Origin of the sequence: Bacteroides congonensis, assembly GCF_900130125.1 — a bacterium.
In the GTDB taxonomy this organism is placed as follows: domain Bacteria; phylum Bacteroidota; class Bacteroidia; order Bacteroidales; family Bacteroidaceae; genus Bacteroides; species Bacteroides congonensis.
In genome coordinates this window covers 916,333-935,375 of the sequence record NZ_FQXY01000010.1, presented here as the reverse complement: position 1 = coordinate 935,375, position 19,043 = coordinate 916,333, and the positions used below count along the sequence as shown (strand labels likewise).

Below are 19,043 nucleotides of genomic sequence, written 5' to 3'. Positions count from 1 at the left end.
CCTTGCTCATAAAGTTACAGCAAGATAATACACACTTTATTGATGAAAACTACTCAACTTATCCGGTTGATAAGTATTATAAACAGCCTGTTCATAATTCCTGCTTGTAGTGCTCAAAACCCTACTGAAAGTCTTTTAGAAGATGTTCTTGAAGATTTATCTGTTAATAACGATATTGATAACTCTGTTAATACCCTGAACTGGGAAAATGAACTGGAAGAACTTTCCATCCGTTTGCAAGAACCGGTTAATCTGAATGCCGCCACCCGTGCACAACTCGAACAATTTCCTTTTTTGAGCGATATTCAAATTGAGCACTTATTGGCGTACATTTATATACATGGACAGATGCAAACCATTTATGAACTTCAGTTAATAGAGGATATGGATAGGCAGACTATCCACTATTTATTGCCTTTTGTCTGCATAAAAGCTATTAACAATGAACCTGCATTTCGGTGGAAAACTATGTTGAAAAATGCGGGGAAGTATGGTAAGAATGAAGTGCTAACCCGCATGGATATACCGTTTTATAAGCGAAAAGGTTATGAACATACCTATCTAGGCCCTGCTGTTTATAACTCTGTTAAGTATAGTTTTCGATATAGTGACCAGCTCTATGCGGGAGTCGTTGTTGAGAAAGATGCGGGAGAACCTTTTGCCGCTTTGCACAATCGTTACGGATACGATTATTATTCTTTTTATTTGTTATTGAAAAACTGTGGGCGGTTGAAAGCATTGGCTGTTGGTAACTATCGGCTCAGTTTTGGTCAGGGTCTGGTAATTAGTACGGATTATCTGATGGGAAAGACAATTTATGCTTCCTCTTTCAACAATCGCAGCAGCGGGATAAAGAAACACTCTTCTACTGACGAATACAACTATTTTCGGGGGATAGCGGCTACTGTTGCTTTAGCAAAGCATTGGGACATATCCGGATTTTATTCACACCGTTCCTTGGACGGAGTGATAAAAGATGGAAAAATTACCTCTATCTACAAAACCGGACTGCACCGAAGCCGGAAAGAAGCAGATAAAAAGCACCTGTTCACATTACAATTGACAGGTGGAAACGTAAGTTATCAACAGAACCGTATCAGACTGGGTATCACCGGTATTTACTATGTTTTCAACCGACCTTATGAACCGGAATTAACAGGTTATTCCAAATACAATCTTCATGGAAATAATTTCTATAATTTAGGAATAGATTATGCTTATCGTTGGCATCGTTTTTCTTTTCAGGGAGAGACGGCAATAGGAAAACAAGGCTGGGTTTCTTTGAACCGTCTGCAATATTCACCGGTTCAGGATGTTCATCTCATGTTGATACACCGATTTTATTCCTATAATTATTGGGCGATGTTTGCCCATTCTTTCGGAGAAGGAAGCATGGCTCAAAATGAACAGGGATACTATTTAGGACTGGAAACCTCTCCTTTCGCCCATTGGAAATTCTTTGCTTCTTTCGACTTGTTTTCTTTTCCGTGGAAAAGATATCGGGTCAGTAAATCTTCCCGTGGAATGGACGGACTGATTCAAACCACTTTTACTCCGCGCACTAATCTCTCAATGGATTTGAAATATCGTTATAAACAAAAAGAACGTGACCTGACAGGAAGTAAAGGAACGCTAACGCTTCCTATTTTTCATCACCAATTTCGTTATCGTTTGAACTATTCTTTGGGAGATGTGTTAAGCAGTCGTACAACTTTAGATTATAATCATTTTCATTCTCAGGACAGAGCTGCTAATAAAGGATATCAGGTTACACAAATGATATCCTCCCAACTGCCTTGGGCCAGGCTGTTTGCTGACGTTCAGGGCAGTTACTTTTTTACAGACGATTATGACTCGCGTGTATATGCTTCGGAAAGCGGATTGCTTTATACGTTTTATACTCCGTCTTTTCAAGGTCGTGGATTCCGGTGTAGTATCCGTTTAAGATATGAACTGAACAGACACTTTCTATTGATAACCAAGTTTGGAGAAACCATTTATTTAGACCGGAATGAGATTGGTTCCGGCAATGATTTAATCTATGGAAATAAAAAAGCAGATGTACAAATGCAACTACGTATTAAGTTTTAATGTATATTTGTCTGCCAGAAATAACAGAAGAATACGATATTAAATGGATGACAGGGCTACTTTTGACAAAATGTTTAATGAATGGTATGCACAGTTTGTATATTTTGCATACTATTTCATAAATGATGCTGAAGTATGCAGGGATATCGTAAGTGATGCTTTTGAGTATTTGTGGCGTAATTATGAAAAGATAGAAGAAGCAACGGCGAAAACTTATCTTTATACAATCATCCGTACACGTTGCATAGATTACCTTCGCAAGCAAAATATTCATGAAGAATATGTAGAGTTTACTGCGCAATTGACTGATAAAATGATAGAAGGCGATTCGCAAAATTCTGATTCTCGTGTTTTGCGTATTCGTGAAGCTATGAAGAAGTTGACTCCTTATAATTATCATATTTTAGAAGCATGCTATATTCATAATAAGAAATATAAAGAAGTAGCCGAAGAATTAAATGTAAGTGTCGCGGCTATTCATAAGAATATAGTAAAGGCTTTACGTATTCTTCGCGAAGAATTAGGCCAAAAGGGTAACCGGAATTGACTTTAAAACGTAAATATATATAGATTGAATACATTATTTATGGATGAAAAGAATATAAATATAAGTAAGTCGGAAGAAGAACTCCTGGAAATTATGGAGAATCGTTCGCGTATAACTGCTGGTCAATTGCATAATTTGGAAGAAGATGAGGAATGTTTGCAAGCATGTTCTGATTTGACGGAGGTTGTGATAGAGATGCAGAAAGAGCAAAATTTACTGGCAATTGATGTCCGGAAAGAACTGGCAGATTTTCGTAATAAACATTCTAAGAATGATCGAAGAAAAAATACACGCATACTGTGGGCTAGTGTCACAGGTGTAGCGGCGGCTGTTGCTATCATTTTAGTTTTGCGTGCAATGATGATTTCCTCACAACCGGAAATCATTAAAGTGTTTCAAGCCAATCATATTGCCCGGGAAGTCACTTTACAAGTGAATGATGAGAAAGAAATAAAGCCATTGAAAGAAGTGGTAGAATCTCTTTCGTCTTACTCTACTGCGCAGTTGTCTTCTAAGGAAATAGATTATAGTCGTGCTCTCCTTCAGACAGAAACCAAGGAAGTAGGGAAACAGAAAGTACAGATACATAGATTAAGTATTCCTAGAGGAGAGACATTTAAAGTTGTTTTATCCGAGGGGACTGAAGTATTTTTGAATTCAGACAGTCGTTTGGCTTATCCTACGGTTTTCAAAGGAAAAGAACGAGTCGTCTCTTTGGAAGGTGAAGCCTATTTTAAAGTTGCTAAAGATGCAGCACATCCTTTTATCGTGAAAAGTGGAAATCTGCAGGTCCGTGTATTGGGAACGGAATTTAATGTACGTAGCTACTCTCCTACTGATGTCCGTGTTACGCTCATTACAGGAAAAGTGGCTGTGAGCGATACTTGTGGAGTCCATAGTGTTGAAATGGTGCCGGGACAAAGCGCACAACTTTCTTCTGACGGAACATTTGCCGTGAATGAGGTGGATATTGAATCATTTTTGTATTGGAAGGAAGGATTTTTCTATTTTGACGATGTTGCTCTGGTTGACATGATGAAAGAAATAGGACGTTGGTATAATATAGATATTGAGTTCCGTAATAGCAAAATCATGGATCTTCGTATGCATTTCTTTGCAAATCGTCATCAGGACATCTATCACTTGATTGAATTATTGAATCGAATGGAGAGAGTTCATGCCTATTTTGAAACAGGAAAACTAATTATTGAGTAAAAAGCAAGCAAAAAGACATAAATCTGAATAGAAAAATATATTTCTGAAAAAAAACTCTTTTAAGGGTAACCATTCTTTTTTAAACTTCGTATACAATTAAAAGAATGAAATATTATTTAACTATTCAGGCTTATGAAAAGAAATCAGGCACAGAAGTTCATTGTTTTATTCTTGCTTTTCCTTTTTGCCTATTCATGGCGTGTAGAAGCACAGACAGGTAAAGAAAAGCAAATAACAATGGAGTTTAAAAATGAAGGTTTACCCTCTATTTTTAAACGTTTTGAAAAAGTATCGGGGTATAAAGTTCTTTTTATCTATGATGAAATTAGCTCTTATACTTCTACCGGAAAAGTAGAAAAAGCTACAGTTGATGAAGCGTTGAAGGTGATTATCGGAAAAAATCCGTTGAAATATCACATTGACGGACAATTCATCAATATCACACAAAAGGATTCTAAAAAGTTTTTTTCACAAGTAAAAGGAAAAGTTCTTTCCGAAGAAGACGGGCTTCCGGTTATTGGCGCCACTATTATAGTGGAAGATCCTAGTAATATCCGTACTATCACAGACAATAATGGTAATTTTCAGCTTTCTGATGTTCCGAAAGATAGCCGTGTCAGAATATCGTATGTAGGTTTGGAAACCCAGTTTTTGCATCCTTCATCTTATATGTCGGTAGTGATGAAATCTGATACAAGGGCGCTGGATGAAGTAGTGGTGACAGGTATGTTTAACAGAAAGAAAGAAGGATTTACCGGTTCGGCTGTTACTATCAAAGGTGAGGATCTGAAGAAATATAGTACAAACAATGTGGCTAAAGCGATAGCCGCTGTCGCTCCCGGACTTCGTATTGTGGATAATATCAATATGGGATCTAATCCGAATGGTTTGCCTGATATGCGTATGCGTGGTAGTGCAAATATGGATATGGGCACACAATCTGTAGATTTTAATTCTACCAGTAATGATGTGCTGGCAGTTCAGGGCGAGTATGAGACGTATGCCAACCAACCATTGCTTATCATGGACGGATTTGAAATCAGTATACAGACACTTGCCGATATGGATCCCGATCGTGTTGCTTCTATCGTTTTGTTGAAAGATGCGGCAGCTACGGCTATCTACGGTTCACGTGCGGCAAATGGAGTAATTGTTATCGAAAGCAAGACGCCCAAACCAGGACGGATTTGGGTGACTTATGGTGGGGAACTTCGTATTGAAGCTCCGGATATGACCGGATATAACTTGATGAATGCAAGAGAGAAGATAGATGCAGAGTTAAAAAGCGGACTTTATACATACGGTGGCGAGACTGTTGAAAAATGGCAGCTCTATCAGTCCAAATTGCGTGAAGTATTGGCGGGAGTAAATACATATTGGTTGGACAAACCTTTGCAAACAGCTTTTCAACAACGGCATACCGTTACATTGGAAGGTGGTGATGAAGCCTTGCGTTATCGGATGTATGTAGGATACAATAGTTCTCCGGGTGTGATGAAAGACAGTAAGCGTGATGTATTGACCGGATCGCTTGATTTTCAGTATCGTCTGAAAAAGGTGTTGTTAAAGAATAGCATTACGTTGGATAATTCGGTGTCTAATGAGTCTCCGTGGGGAAGTTTCAGTGAATATACCCGCTTGAATCCTTATTTGCGTCCGTATGGAGAGAACGGGGAGATACAGAAACGGCTTGATAATTTTGAAGGAGTAGGCGGTGAATCGAGTTATCTGAATCCGATGTACAATACGACATTCAACAGCAAAGATCAGAGTAAGAACTTCACAGTACGTGAACTTTTCAGGGTAGAATATAATCCTACTAATGAATTACGTTTTGAAGGAGCTTTCAATTTGTCTAAAAGTGTAGGACATCGTGATATTTTCCGTCCTGCACAACATACGCTTTTTGATAATGTGACCGATCCTACCTTAAGAGGTGATTACCGCAGAAGCCAGAGTGAAGCTGTCAGCTGGGGAATCGATTTGACAGGAAGCTGGAACAAGCAATTGAAAGACCATTATCTGACTGCTAATGCACGCATGAGTGTATTGGAGAATAATTCGGAGACTTATGGAAACTATGTGACCGGTTTCCCGAATGATAATATGGATAACTTGTTGTTTGGTAAGAAATATAACGAGAAAGTGACGGGTGATGAGAGGACAACACGCTCTATCGGTTGGGTGGCTGCCGGAGGTTATTCTTATAAATATAAGTATTCGTTCGACTTTAATATACGTTTGGACGGTTCTTCACAGTTTGGAAAAAATAACCGTTGGGCTCCTTTCTGGTCAACAGGATTACGCTGGGATTTGAAAAAAGAGAACTTCATGAAAGATGTATCTTTTATTTCCGATTTCATTTTGAGGGGTACATACGGTACGACCGGTTCGCAAGGTTTTGATCCTTATCAGGCACATGGTTATTATACATACTCTAATTTGCTGCTTCCTTATTACTCATCGGATGCAACAGGTTCGGAAATCCTGGCTATGCATAATGAGAGTTTAAAATGGCAGACAACGAAAAGCACTAACCTTGCTTTGGAACTCGGTTTCTTAGACCAGCGTCTTACCGCCCGTGTGGAGTATTACCGGAAAATAACAGATAATATGGTTACTTCGGTAAGTCTTGCCCCTTCTCTTGGTTTCGGCAGTTATCCAGAAAATCTGGGTAAGATAGAGAATAGAGGTTGGGAAATCTCTCTTTCGGCTATTCCTTATAAGAATACTGCCAAGCAGGCTTATTGGACCATTACGGTGAATGGTTCTCGCAATACAGACAAATTGCTGGAGATATCGGAAGCAATGAAACACAGGAATGATCTGAATGCATCAAATCTGAAAGATACACCATTGCCACGTTATGAAGAAGGCGAATCTCTTTCCCGTATTTGGGTAGTACGTTCATTAGGTATTGATCCCGCTTCCGGAGATGAAATATTATTAAAGCGTAACGGAGAAATGACCAGTGCCGTTAACTGGAGTGCGAATGATGTAGTACCTATCGGCAATACGGAACCTACATGGCAAGGATATATTAATTCTTCCTTTACATACAAAGGTTGGGGAGCGGATGTCAGTTTCAGATACCAGTTTGGCGGTCAGGTATATAATCAGACTTTGCTTGACAAGGTGGAAAATGCTAATCTGAAATATAATGTAGATCGGCGGGTAAGTCAGTTGCGTTGGGCTAAGCCGGGTGACAAGGCACAATTCCGTACTCTTACCCCCAGTGGTTGGGAAACGAAAGCTACTTCTCGGTTTATCATGGATGAAAATATATTCCAGGGAAGTTCGTTGTCTGTCTACTACCGTATGGATCGTACTAATACAAAATTTATCAGCCATTGGGGATTGAGCTCTGCCAAAGTGACGTTTAATATGGAAGACTTTTTCTATTGGTCTACAGTGAAACGCGAAAGAGGTTTATACTATCCATATTCCCGTCAGTTTACATTTGCTTTGAATGTTGCTTTCTAATTAAAAAACTATTTGTATGAATCAGATAATATATATATTATTAACGACAACCGTGCTGGGACTTATGTCTTGCAGCGACTGGTTGGATGTATCTCCGAAGACTTCTATTCCTACCGACAAGCAATTTGAGTCGGAATCCGGATTTAAGGATGCGCTTACGGGTATTTATTTGAAGTTGGGCACTAAGACATTGTATGCCGGAGACTTGACTTATGCATATTTGGATGAGTTGGCAGGATTATATTCCGATTATCCGGGGTATAATACAAACGCTGTTTTCAATCAAAGTATCGTATTTGATTATGAGAACATGTTTTTGAGTAAGAAAAACGGGATTTACTCAGCAATGTATAACGTCATAGCCAATATTAACAACTTTCTGGAGTACGTAGACAAAAATAAAGATGTCTTAGTAACCGAACGATATTATGAAACCATGAAGGGAGAGGCTCTTGGGCTTCGCGCTTTTCTTCATTTTGATTTGTTGCGTATGTTCGGTCCTATTTATAAGGAACATCCTGCATCCAAAGCTATTCCCTACCGTACTACTTTTGATAAAGACGCTACACCTGTTTTGTCAGCCAATGAAGTGGTCGATGCCATTCTCAAAGATTTGAATGCTGCTGAAAAACTGCTGAAAGAGAGCGATCCTCTTCATTTCTTTACCGATCAGATGGGTGAAGAGCTTACAGAGATCAATCAATTTCTCATCAATCGTGAATTTCGTATGAATCTGTATGCGGTGAAAGCCATGTTGGCTCGTGTATATTGTTACAAAGGAGATGCGGAAAGCAAGGCATTGGCTGTGGAGTATGCTAAGCAAGTAATTGCAGCTTCTGAGTATTTTACGTTGTACAAGTCGCAGACCGCTTCCAGTTACAATTCCATACGCTATGCGGAGCAAATATTCGGAATCACAGTTAATGAATTCTCCAACCTGCTTATTAGTAACTATATGGATATGGAGAATACCAATACTCAGCAACATTTCTACTTGGATGGAGATAAATTTAATGCTTTCTATGAAACGGCGGATGCGGGGAATACCGATTGGAGAAGGATTGCAGAAATGTTTGAAGTTGTTGACGGAGGAAACCAGACAAATGTCTTCTGTAGAAAATATAACCAGAAATCTTTGAATAGCGGATATACTTATTCTGGTGCCAATGCCGTTCCGTTGATACGTTTGCCTGAAATGTACTATATTGTAGCGGAGTGTGCATCTTCTGCATCGGAAAGTGCTGATGCACTGAACACTGTACGTTTTGCACGGGGTATTTCTTACACTGACGAGATACTGACTACCGGATATGACGACCTTGATAATATTTCGGAAGAAAACAAGAACCAGACTAAACGTATCAATGAAATAATGAAAGAATATAGAAAAGAATATTTTGCGGAAGGGCAACTTTTCTATTTCTTGAAAGCACATAATTACAGCACTTATTACGGCTGTGGGGTAGAAACAATGACTGAAGCCCATTATCAGATGACATTGCCGGATGATGAGTATATTTTTGGAAACAACTCTAAATGATGAAGCATTATGAAACGTATTATATATTTTGTTTTAGCTATTCTTGTTTGCGGCATCTATGCGGGATGCAGTGAAAGCGAGATAGAATTATACAATCAGACATCACGTATCAATTTCTATGGAAGCCTGCATATTCGCACATTGGTTGATACAGATTATGTGAAAAAAGATGATCCTTATGCCATAGACAGTTTCACGGTGAAAATACAGGGGGATCTTTTGAAAGAGAACCGTGATTTCTGTGTGAAAGTCAGTCCGAATAGTGATTATCAGAAACCGGTAGACTTATTGTTGGACAGCAAGTATAAATATACTGAACTGGATACGGTTTGCCAGGTATTTTATTATAAAATTAAACGTCCGGCAGTAGAAGCAGGTAGAAAAGTCTATGGCTGTTTTTTGGAGTTTGATTTGAGTAACCCTCTTCATCAGTTTGACAAAGGATTAGTAGAGCAGAATCAAATACCTTTAAATGTTAGATGGGAGTTGAAAACGGATGAATGGGGTTGTTGGAGCGGATATAAATATGGCAGCTATAGTGATGAGAAATATATGTTCATTATGGATGTATGTGAGTGTGTGTATGAGGAACTGAAAGAGGAGGATTATGACAAAGTCAAACAAGCTTACAAGGAATATAGAGAAGCAGGAAATCCTCCTATTTTAGGTGAAGACGGTGATGAAATTGTTTATGAATAAGATTAAAGGAGAAACGTTATGAGGAAATATATCATCTATATAGCAAGTTTTATCGGATCAGCTTTATTGCAAACAAGTTGTTACGATGATAAGGGAGATTACGATTATCATGATGTGAATATGATGGAAATTGTAATACCTGAAATCAAGTTGCGTATGCCGAAGGAAGAAGCGGTGGAAGTTTCAATCGTACCGCAGATTTCTCAAACATTGGAACAGAATGAGGAAAATCTTGTATTTCAGTGGAAACGTCTTAAACCGGATGTTACGTTAGGTTCAAGTCGGTTATCCGATTATACAGATTATTCTGAAGGAAAAGAATGTACGATAACTGTTGAACCCAATGAATCTCAAAACATAGGTTTGATGCTGGTTGTTTCAGACAAGAGGAATGGAACTGCATGGTATCAGCAAGGGCAGGTGACCATTATTAAACCGTTCAACCCTTGTTGGTTTGTCCTTCAAGAGAAAGAAAATAAAGGGGTGCTTGGAACTATTGAAGGTACACCGGAAGGGTATTATGTATCTCCAGATGTATTCCGTTCGGAGACAGGAACGGTGTTTCCTCTAGACGGAAAGCCGTTAGCTGTGACTACCCGACGCAAATATGGTCCTATTGATCAGATGTCTGCTATGATTTTAGGATTAACCCCTGTTCCTGTTCTTACGTTAGTGACAGATAAGGATGCGGCTTTATTTACTCCGAGTTCGTTAATAATGAAGTTCCGGTCGGATAAGATATTATTTGAGCCGGTTCGAGAGGGAAAAGCAATAAAAATTGATGCTTATAAAATGGATAAGCATGGTGAGTTGTTTGTGAATGACGGTAAGTCTTATTTTGCTTATATGGATGGTTGTTGTGTTCCTTACTCTATTAAAAATAGAGCTAATGGTGATTATCCCTCTGTTTCTGTTTATGGTACTTATGGAACAAATTTGCTCTTTTTTGATTCTTCTACACATTCTTTCTTGAGGTGTAAGGCTTTAACTGGGTTTGGTGATTATTACGGTCCTTCTAATAATGCCAAATATATTCGTTTGGGCAGTATTGTATGGGATGATGAATACCCGATAGAAGCTATCACTATTAACCCTGATGATGAAGAAGGAAGTGCCTTCAATCCGAATAATATTGATCCTTCTCTACAGGTGAGAACGATAGTCACAGGAGGAAATGGTGGTAATAATGCTTATGCCATTGCTTCTACTCAGAGCGGGAAAGATTTGACGGTATTTAAGTTTAGCAGTAATACTTCTACTTGTGCAGGTTTATATACTGTTTCTTTACCGTCGGAAATAGATGTAGAAACTGCCAAGTTTGCTGCTTCTTATGCTTATACGGCAGATCTTCTGTTTGTAGCTTCCGGTAATAAGTTATATCGGATAGACTTGAATCGTGGTCTGGTGACAGAACTTTATCAATATGAAGCGGATCCGTCAGCGCAAATTACATGTTTGAAGTTTAAAGATGCTGAAAATGAAGAAGAACTCGGCATGTCTCTCGGATTAGGCATCAATACAGCTGATAAAGGTGTAGTTGTAGAATTGCAACTGACAGTGGCAGGTGATGTGGCCCGCGAAGAAAATAGCATTTGTGTTTACGAAGATCCCGAGCAACCCATTGGGAAGATTGTTGATATTAGCTATAATTATGAATAGTATAAATCGCTCTTTATGCTAAAAGGAATTATCAGTGCAGTATTTCTTGCTGTTGCCTGTACTTTTTTGTACGGGCAACAGCCAAGTATTACTACTTTTCTAAAAGAAGGAGCACCAGTGGAAGTTATTCCCGGTATGTTTACTACTTATCGAAGTGATAAACATATATATTGGGAAATCCCGGATTCATTGATTGGGCGTGAATTTACCGTAACAACTACTATTCTGACTGCTCCCGCCCGTCCGGACCGGGATATGGAAAAGACATTCGGATATTCGGGTGATATGATAGGTCCGGTATTCTTCAGTTTCAGGAAACAGGGTGATGAATTGTGGATGATAGATCCACAACATGAAAGGATCATAGAAGATCCTGAAGGAGTATATGCGAAGATTGCTGCCCAACGTGGGAATAATAGGCTTTATAAGAGATTGCCGGTCAAAGCAAAGACTCAAGGAAGTAGTTTGATAGAAATTGGCGAAGTATTAAAAGATTTTCCTTTGTTTAATCTTGATATTGTATCTTTTGATTTATCAATAGGTACGCGTTTAAGAGAGAAAGATTGCATCAAGGAAATCAAGGGATATGATAATCGCTTGTTGGTTTACGTATCACGGGCTTATCGAAGTTCATCGATAGGAATACCCGGTAGACCGGTTCCGGCTCCTTATGTCGGTGATTGGGATACGGGTGTTTGCATTAAGCTATTATCAAAAAATCCATTGGAAGCAGTTCCTGCAAATAACGGAGCCTACTTCTCTATCGGCAAGGAGTGTTTTCAGGGCGATCAGCCCGCTGTCCGGAAAGCTGTTGTCAAACGGTGGCGTTTGGAGATAAAGCCGGAAGATAAGGAGAAATACATAAAAGGTGAATTGGTGGAGCCAATACAGCCTATTATCTTTTATATAGATCGTAATACGCCGGAAAAGTATATCGGTTGCATCATTGAGGCAGTACGTGACTGGCGTCCTGCTTTCGAGCAAGCCGGATTTAAGAATGCCATTGATGCACGATTGGCTCCCACTGCCGAAGAAGATCCGGATTTTAGTATTTATGACAGTACTTATCCGTTTATTTCATGGAAGATATCAGGACGAAATAATGCTTATGGCCCGTCTCCTTGCGAATCGCGGTCAGGTGAGATTATTGCTTGCCATATTGGTATTTTCAGTAGCGTGTTGAATTTGGAACAGAAATGGTATTTCGCCCAATGTGGAGCCAATGATCCGCAGGCATGGAACATAGAATTGCCGGACTCTTTGCTATTTGAACAGATAAAACAAGTCTTGACACATGAAGTCGGTCATACGTTGGGATTGGAACATAATTTTCTAGGTAGCTCTCATTATTCCATCGATCAATTACGTGATAATGATTTTTTAAGTCAACATAGTATAGGTAGTTCTATTATGGACTATGTACGGTTTAATTATGCTTTGCGTCCTCAAGATAAGGTCGATTTGGAAAACAGACGGATACGTGTCGGCGAATATGATAAGTGGGCTATTGAATGGGGTTACCGCATATTTCCGGGTAAGGATGCTTCTGAAAGAGAAAAGAACAGGAACCGTTGGAATCAGGAAAAACAGAAAGATCCTTCATTGCATTTCTTAGGTGGGATGGATGTACGGGCACAGGCGGAAGACTTAGGTAACGACCATGTTATTGTCAATACACAAGGAATAGAAAATTTGAAATATTTGTGTGAACATCCGGATGTCTGGAATGTAACGGATAAAACGTCTTTATATGTATTACAGGGGCGTTATGAAGCCGTATTAAATCATTATAAACAGTGGGTACAGCATGTTTTGTCGCATTTGGGTGGAAAATGTCTTGCTGAAGCCGATAATAAGAATATTTATATACCGGAAAAGGCTGATTACAATAAGAAAGTGATGAACTTTATACAGACTTATGTATTACAGCCTCCTGTATGGATGTTTAATACAACGTTTACCAATAAATTAGAAATAGATACCAGTCAGGAATTCGATCGTTTTTATGAGGAGCTTATGTCGGAAATAATCCGTTCTCTTCGGAAGGTAGAAAAAGCGGAGGATGCTTGCGAGGGGATGTTATCTGTAAATGAGTTTCTGGAAAGTATGCATGAAGGATTATTCGTCGAATGGGCTAATAAGGGTCTTGTAAGTGAAGCGAAGCATAAGGTACAGATACTTTATGTAAATAAACTCTGTGATTTACTGAATCGGTCGGGAAAGACAACCTCGTCGAAATTATTAGTTTCTGTCAGGCAAGCTTTGAATAGAATTAAGAAAGAGGGGCTTGAATATAGTCATAGGGTATCAGAACCGGTTGCTAGAAAGCGTGCTATGTTTCTTGTAGATAGTATTATATTTTAAGGATGAAAAGCAAAATAAAAAGACTCATGAATAAGAGAAAATATGTGATTTTTATATTGCTGTGTATGACTACATGGCTTCAGGCACAAGATTCCGTCAAGACGTTTGATGAATTCTTTGTCACCGGAATGAAAAAAATAGAGGGAGTATTTCCTGTATATGTAGCGGAGAAAGAGGTTTATCTGGAAATACCCGGTGAATATATCGGGCGGGAGATTGAAGTGCGAGGACAGATAGATAGAGGCTTCGATTTACTGAATCGTCCTGTTACCGGTTTGGGGGTAGTACGCATCATGTCTCCTGATAAAGCTACGATTTGTTTCCAAAAACCGTTTTATACAGAACGTATTCTGGATGAAAAGAGTGTATATCAGCAGTCATTTTCATTGTCGAATATACAACCTGCCGGCGATAGCTATCCGGTAGTGGCTTATTCGAAAGAACAAGGAGCCATTATCAGGATCACAGAATATTTGGTAAATGGCAATGACTGGTTCAGTTATAATCATACTTTTATCCGTTCGTTGGTTCCGGAACTGTCGGAGGTAACAAAAATACATCCTTTTGAAGAAGGGGTGTCCTTTACGATCAGGCGTTATCACGGGGTTGAGGCGGAAAGATATATGTTTTCCAGCTCTGCCATTATATTACCTGAAGGCAGCATACCTTTGGAGGTTACTTGTGTAGTACGTTTGCTCCCTCAAAAGAAAGATCAGATCCGCCTGGCAGATCACAGGATACCCTATCAGACATTGACTTTTAAAGATTATTCCCAAGATCCTTATTGTATGGTAGAAGATTCATTAATTCTTCGTTGGGATATGTCGAAACCGCTTATTTTTTATGTAGATACGCTTTTTCCGAAGGAATATTTTCAAGCTGTGAAAGAAGGAATATTGGTATGGAATACTGCATTCCGCAAGGCAGGTATCCGGGATGCTTTACAAGTGAAGTATGCAGACAGCAAGATTGTTCCGGCCGAACAGTGTGCTTTCGTTTCATACGATTTGATGATGCCGGGGATAAAGAGCGACTTTACCTGTCATCCTCGTACCGGAGAAATACTGTCATGTCGGGTGAATATCGGACATGGATTTCAAAAAGGAAAATTGGATGACTATTTGTTGAGTTGTGGTGCTTCGGATCCACGTATCATAGCCGACCGTTATTCTAAAGAAGTGGAAAAAGAGTTGTTGCGAAATGAAATAACAGGGGAAATCGGGCATCTTTTAGGTTTACACGGAAATCTGTCAAAAAGCTCGTGCGGAACGACTGTAAAAGTAGGGGACGATGCTTGCCGGGCTATTTATTTTGGTTATAATCCTCTCAAAGGAAGTAGGAATTGCTATGATGAACGGGAGCAACTCCGCCGATGGATAGATAAAAACCTGCCGGATGGGATTTTTTCTCTTCCGTTATCCGATTATGCAGCAAAAATGTCAAATCTGCAGATTGTACTAAATCAGTTGGATAAGATTGTGTATAAAGGAGGAAAAAGGGACAAGGGCAGTTCACTCACTGATATATATAGGAAGGCTATTCGTCTGTATGGAAGTTATCTGATGGGAATAGCTGAAACAGTGGGAAGTTCCCAACCGGCAGACGCACAACATCAAGCAATGCTCGAACTGGACAACTATTTATTTCATCCTGCAGAAAAGATGGAATGTACGTATGTAAAAGAGAATTTACTGGAAGCAAGAAATAACATTCTATATCCGGAATTGGTAAAGATGTTCAAGCACTTACTAAGTATAGAAACCATATCGGCTCTTAGATTGCAAGCATTACATAGTAATCAAAAAGGATATAGTGATGACGATTTCTTCCGGGATTTGTATAAAGGGCTGTTTAATGATTTTGATCCGTCGGCTGCTGTAAGCTATGAACAAATGGATATCCAGTTGATATGTCTGGACGCATGGTTGGATATCATACAGGAAAATGCAAAACATAATAGTATAACGAAGCGTTTAAAGGACGAATTGCATAGTCTGTACAACAGATTGGAGAAGCTTGGCACGATACATCCCCAGGCAGAGGTGCGTGATATGTACACTTTACTTATGGGAAGAATAAAGTGATATTTCTGTTATTTCCTGCATATTGTTAAAGAAGCTAATTTGTTTCGGGTGATGAAAAAATGGTTGAACAGATAAGATAACCTGTAACTTTTGGGTTATCTTTGCTACGATTTATGAATAAATTATTAAAATAAGATGACTATTATTTTTCCTTCACCCATCTTCGGCCCTATCCATTCCCGCCGTTTGGGTGTTTCTTTGGGAATCAATTTATTACCGGATGACGGTAAAGTTTGTTCATTCGACTGCATTTACTGTGAATGTGGCTTCAATGCCGAGCGCCGTACGAAGAAGCTTCTCCCTACCCGTGTGGAAGTCCGTACGGCTCTTGAAGAGAAACTGAAAGATATGCAGGCAAACGGCCCTGCTCCCGATGTGTTGACATTTGCCGGAAACGGTGAGCCGACTGCGCATCCCCATTTCCCGGAAATCATAGAAGATACGCTTGCACTTCGCGACAAGTATTTTCCTGAGGCGAAAGTAAGTGTATTGAGCAACTCTACGTTTATCGACCGTCCTGCCGTATTCGAAGCGTTGAACAAGATAGATAACAATATCCTGAAACTGGATACGGTGGATGAAGAATATATTCGTCAATTAGACCGTCCGAATGGAAAATATTCCGTGAGGAATATTATCGAAAAGATGAAAGAATTCAAAGGAAACTGTATTGTACAGACGATGTTCCTGAAAGGAGCTTATCAGGGAAAAGATATGGATAATACATCCGATAAATATGTACTTCCCTGGATAGCAGCGGTGAAAGAAATCGCTCCCCGTCAGGTTATGATATACACGATTGACCGTGAAACACCCGACCATGATTTGCAGAAAGCTACCCACGGGGAATTAGACCGTATTGTAGAGTTGATAGAGAAAGCCGGAATTCCGGCAACAGCTTCTTATTAGCATGTGACTATTTATTCATAATCGTGCGAAAATGAATCAAATACTTATGATTCTTTTTAGGCACGGATTACGCGGATTACACGGTAGCTTTGCGCACTCACTATGCTAAAACCGTGAAATCCGTGCCTAAATTTTATAACTTGTTTAGTTCGCAACAGTGCAGAAATAAGCCAAGTATTTAGCTTCATCAAGATTTAAAATGATATAATTATCTTGCACACCTACACTCTTTGTATCTACTTGATTGACACATAGAGATATAAGCGTGTGCAAGATACCGTTGCAGACGAGGTTGTGTCAAAACGTTGGCACAACCTCTTTTATATTTTACAGTTCTGCTATATTTTCTTTTGGCTATGCTGCTTTTTCCTCATGCATTTGGCAACAAGTTGCTATATTCCAATTATATCGGGTTATAAATAGTCCCATAAACATATATTTGGCAACTGTAATGAGCCCCTTTCCTTCTTTTATCAGTTTAGCACACATTTTTTTGATATTAAAGGCTATAGCAAAGAAAGCAAAGTCCATTGTAACCTTGTCTTCTCCCACATGCCGGAATCTTCTGTATGCCATGTTGTATTTCATTTGTCCAAACACAGCCTCTGGTTCTATACACCTCCTGCCTCTATGCTTGATACCTTCTTCTGAGAGCAACCTTTCCCGTGCCTGCCGTTTGTATTGATTTAATCGGTGGTTGACTTCTATAATACGGTTCCCCCGAGCTTTAAAACAACTGCCACGCAAAGGGCAACCTTCGCATCTTTTTGCTTTATACCGGGCACTTTCGATGATGTATCCGCTCGCTGTCTTGTCACGTTTGGTTCCTATACGGTTCATGTGCTGTCCCATAGGACAAACGTAATAATCCTCTTGGGCATTGTAATGGAGACTTTCGGCATGGAACGGGTTGGGAGTATAACGAGGACGCTGTTCTTTATGGAAGTAATTGTACTTGATGAAGGCTTCTATCCCATTCTCCTGCATGAACCGGTAATTTTCTTCCGAACCGTAACCGGAGTCTGCCACACAGATATTCGGTAAACGGTTATAGCGGTACTGGAAAGAGTGGAAAAAAGGTATGAGGGTCAGTGTATCGGTAGGGTTGGGAAACAGACGGAAGTCTGTGATGAATTGGTTTTCAGTACCTATTTGCAGATTATATCCGGGTTTGGTCTGCCCGTTCTTCATGGCATCTTCTTTCATGCGCATGAATGTGGCACCAGGATCGGTTTTGGAATAGGAGTTACGTTCTCCAAGGGTATCAAGGTGATTGTTGTATTCTATCAGCTTGTCACGATACCCTTCAAGTTCCATGACCTGCTTCTTCTTTTTGCGCAGGGCTTTCTTTTCTTCCTTATCCTTTGTTGCAGGCTGGCGTTCCAGGGCTTCTTTAAGTTCATCCACTATGTCAGAGAGCCTGCAGGGAGTAAACTCCACGGATGTGTCTTTTATAGAGTTCTCCTGTGCAATGGCTTGATCCACCTGCTCCAAGAGAATACGGATTTTATCCATTAGTATCGTACGGTTCCGTTCGACTGTCTTGCGCCAGACAAAAGTATATTTGTTGGCTTTGGATTCAATCTTGGTGCCGTCGATATACTCTACATCAAGGCTGATGAAACCTTTATCGGCAAGGACAAGAACCAACTGGGTAAATACATTATTTATTTCCTCCTTTACACGGTTACGAAAACGGTTGATCGTGATAAAATCCGGATGCTCATTACCGGCAAGCCAAATATAATGAATGTCACGAAGGAGGTGCTTCTCTATTTTACGGCAAGAATAGATATTATTCATGTAGGCGTAGATTATCACCTTAAGCATCATTTTAGGATGATAAGGACAACGGCCCGTTTCCTTATAAAGCTTCTTGAAACTCTCAAGATTGAGATTGTCAATAACAGCATTCACGATGCGGACTGGGTCGGTCGCAGCTATGTTTTCATCAATTCTTTGTGGAAAAAGAACGGTTTGGTTGGGAATGTAAGGACGAAAATGTAACTTTGCCATAACGAAAAACTTTATACCTAAAGATACGAAAACTTTGGGTAATAACAAAGCCCGGGCTTGAGAAAGTCTGGGCTTTGCGCATAAAAAAAGGCTGTGTCAGCGTTTTGACACAACCTCGTCTGCTGTGATTACTTAGCTATTCATTCCTGTTGACGGTAGTTCCCATTTTTTTCAAGCACTTGAAACAAAGTGTTCATAGGCTTGAAACAAAGTGTTTACTTACTTGAAACAAAGTGTTTCTCTATAGCAAACACTTTGTTTCATTACTTTGAACAAGTCATTTGATGCCTTGATTCTATAAATGACTGCATAGTTTTCGGGAATTATCAGGAACTTTTTGAAAAAGACAAAGCGTGCAAGATACTTTTATCTTGCACACATCTGCAACGGCATCTTGCACACGCTTATATCTCTATGTATCAATCAAGTAGATGCA

11 protein-coding genes are annotated in these 19,043 nt (G+C 39.5%); 10 read left to right on the top strand and 1 reads right to left on the bottom strand.

The window, feature by feature from the left end:
• The first annotated feature begins 42 nt into the window (after positions 1–42).
• From BQ7997_RS14955 to BQ7997_RS14910, 10 genes are all read left to right on the top strand, one after another.
• Positions 43–2,091: a helix-hairpin-helix domain-containing protein gene (locus BQ7997_RS14955; RefSeq protein WP_073347064.1), complete on the top strand. Its 2,049-nt coding sequence runs from the start codon at positions 43–45 to the stop codon at positions 2,089–2,091.
• A gap of 43 nt (positions 2,092–2,134) precedes the next feature.
• The gene (locus BQ7997_RS14950) at positions 2,135–2,638 is read left to right on the top strand and encodes a sigma-70 family RNA polymerase sigma factor (protein ID WP_009001328.1); all 504 of its coding nucleotides are present in this window, start codon (positions 2,135–2,137) and stop codon (positions 2,636–2,638) included.
• A 39-nt stretch (positions 2,639–2,677) separates the two neighbouring features.
• Complete coding sequence (locus tag BQ7997_RS14945; protein WP_073347063.1) at positions 2,678–3,853, top strand: FecR family protein; 1,176 nt, start codon at positions 2,678–2,680, stop codon at positions 3,851–3,853.
• 132 nt (positions 3,854–3,985) lie between these two features.
• Entirely contained in the window at positions 3,986–7,336 is a 3,351-nt protein-coding gene (locus tag BQ7997_RS14940) for a SusC/RagA family TonB-linked outer membrane protein (RefSeq protein ID WP_073347062.1), read from the top strand.
• Between the two features lie 16 nt (positions 7,337–7,352).
• Complete coding sequence (locus BQ7997_RS14935; RefSeq protein ID WP_073347061.1) at positions 7,353–8,876, top strand: RagB/SusD family nutrient uptake outer membrane protein; 1,524 nt, start codon at positions 7,353–7,355, stop codon at positions 8,874–8,876.
• Positions 8,877–8,885: 9 nt separating this feature from the next.
• The gene (locus BQ7997_RS14930) at positions 8,886–9,575 is read left to right on the top strand and encodes a DUF4843 domain-containing protein (RefSeq protein ID WP_004324150.1); all 690 of its coding nucleotides are present in this window, start codon (positions 8,886–8,888) and stop codon (positions 9,573–9,575) included.
• An 18-nt stretch (positions 9,576–9,593) separates the two neighbouring features.
• Positions 9,594–11,234: a PKD-like family lipoprotein gene (locus BQ7997_RS14925; protein WP_004324151.1), complete on the top strand. Its 1,641-nt coding sequence runs from the start codon at positions 9,594–9,596 to the stop codon at positions 11,232–11,234.
• A 15-nt stretch (positions 11,235–11,249) separates the two neighbouring features.
• Complete coding sequence (locus BQ7997_RS14920) at positions 11,250–13,598, top strand: zinc-dependent metalloprotease (RefSeq protein WP_073347060.1); 2,349 nt, start codon at positions 11,250–11,252, stop codon at positions 13,596–13,598.
• 26 nt (positions 13,599–13,624) lie between these two features.
• On the top strand, positions 13,625–15,682 hold the full coding sequence (locus BQ7997_RS14915; RefSeq protein ID WP_073347059.1) for a DUF5117 and DUF5118 domain-containing protein: 2,058 nt from the start codon (positions 13,625–13,627) through the stop codon (positions 15,680–15,682).
• 135 nt (positions 15,683–15,817) lie between these two features.
• Complete coding sequence (locus tag BQ7997_RS14910; RefSeq protein WP_073347058.1) at positions 15,818–16,591, top strand: radical SAM protein; 774 nt, start codon at positions 15,818–15,820, stop codon at positions 16,589–16,591.
• A gap of 354 nt (positions 16,592–16,945) precedes the next feature.
• Here the strand turns inward: BQ7997_RS14910 and BQ7997_RS14905 are convergent, their stop codons facing one another.
• Positions 16,946–18,607 (bottom strand): IS1182-like element ISBf3 family transposase, encoded by a 1,662-nt coding sequence (locus tag BQ7997_RS14905; protein WP_073344447.1) that lies wholly within the window; start codon positions 18,605–18,607, stop codon positions 16,946–16,948.
• Positions 18,608–19,043: the final 436 nt, after the last annotated feature.

Bases quoted from the DNA above. Each gene is read 5' to 3' on its own strand.
- BQ7997_RS14955 (WP_073347064.1), top strand. From the start codon at position 43: ATGAAAACTACTCAACTTATCCGGTTGATAAGTATTATAAACAGCCTG.
- BQ7997_RS14950 (WP_009001328.1), top strand. From the start codon at position 2,135: ATGGATGACAGGGCTACTTTTGACAAAATGTTTAATGAATGGTATGCA.
- BQ7997_RS14945 (WP_073347063.1), top strand. From the start codon at position 2,678: ATGGATGAAAAGAATATAAATATAAGTAAGTCGGAAGAAGAACTCCTG.
- BQ7997_RS14940 (WP_073347062.1), top strand. From the start codon at position 3,986: ATGAAAAGAAATCAGGCACAGAAGTTCATTGTTTTATTCTTGCTTTTC.
- BQ7997_RS14935 (WP_073347061.1), top strand. From the start codon at position 7,353: ATGAATCAGATAATATATATATTATTAACGACAACCGTGCTGGGACTT.
- BQ7997_RS14930 (WP_004324150.1), top strand. From the start codon at position 8,886: ATGAAACGTATTATATATTTTGTTTTAGCTATTCTTGTTTGCGGCATC.
- BQ7997_RS14925 (WP_004324151.1), top strand. From the start codon at position 9,594: ATGAGGAAATATATCATCTATATAGCAAGTTTTATCGGATCAGCTTTA.
- BQ7997_RS14920 (WP_073347060.1), top strand. From the start codon at position 11,250: ATGCTAAAAGGAATTATCAGTGCAGTATTTCTTGCTGTTGCCTGTACT.
- BQ7997_RS14915 (WP_073347059.1), top strand. From the start codon at position 13,625: ATGAATAAGAGAAAATATGTGATTTTTATATTGCTGTGTATGACTACA.
- BQ7997_RS14910 (WP_073347058.1), top strand. From the start codon at position 15,818: ATGACTATTATTTTTCCTTCACCCATCTTCGGCCCTATCCATTCCCGC.
- BQ7997_RS14905 (WP_073344447.1), bottom strand. From the start codon at position 18,607: ATGGCAAAGTTACATTTTCGTCCTTACATTCCCAACCAAACCGTTCTT.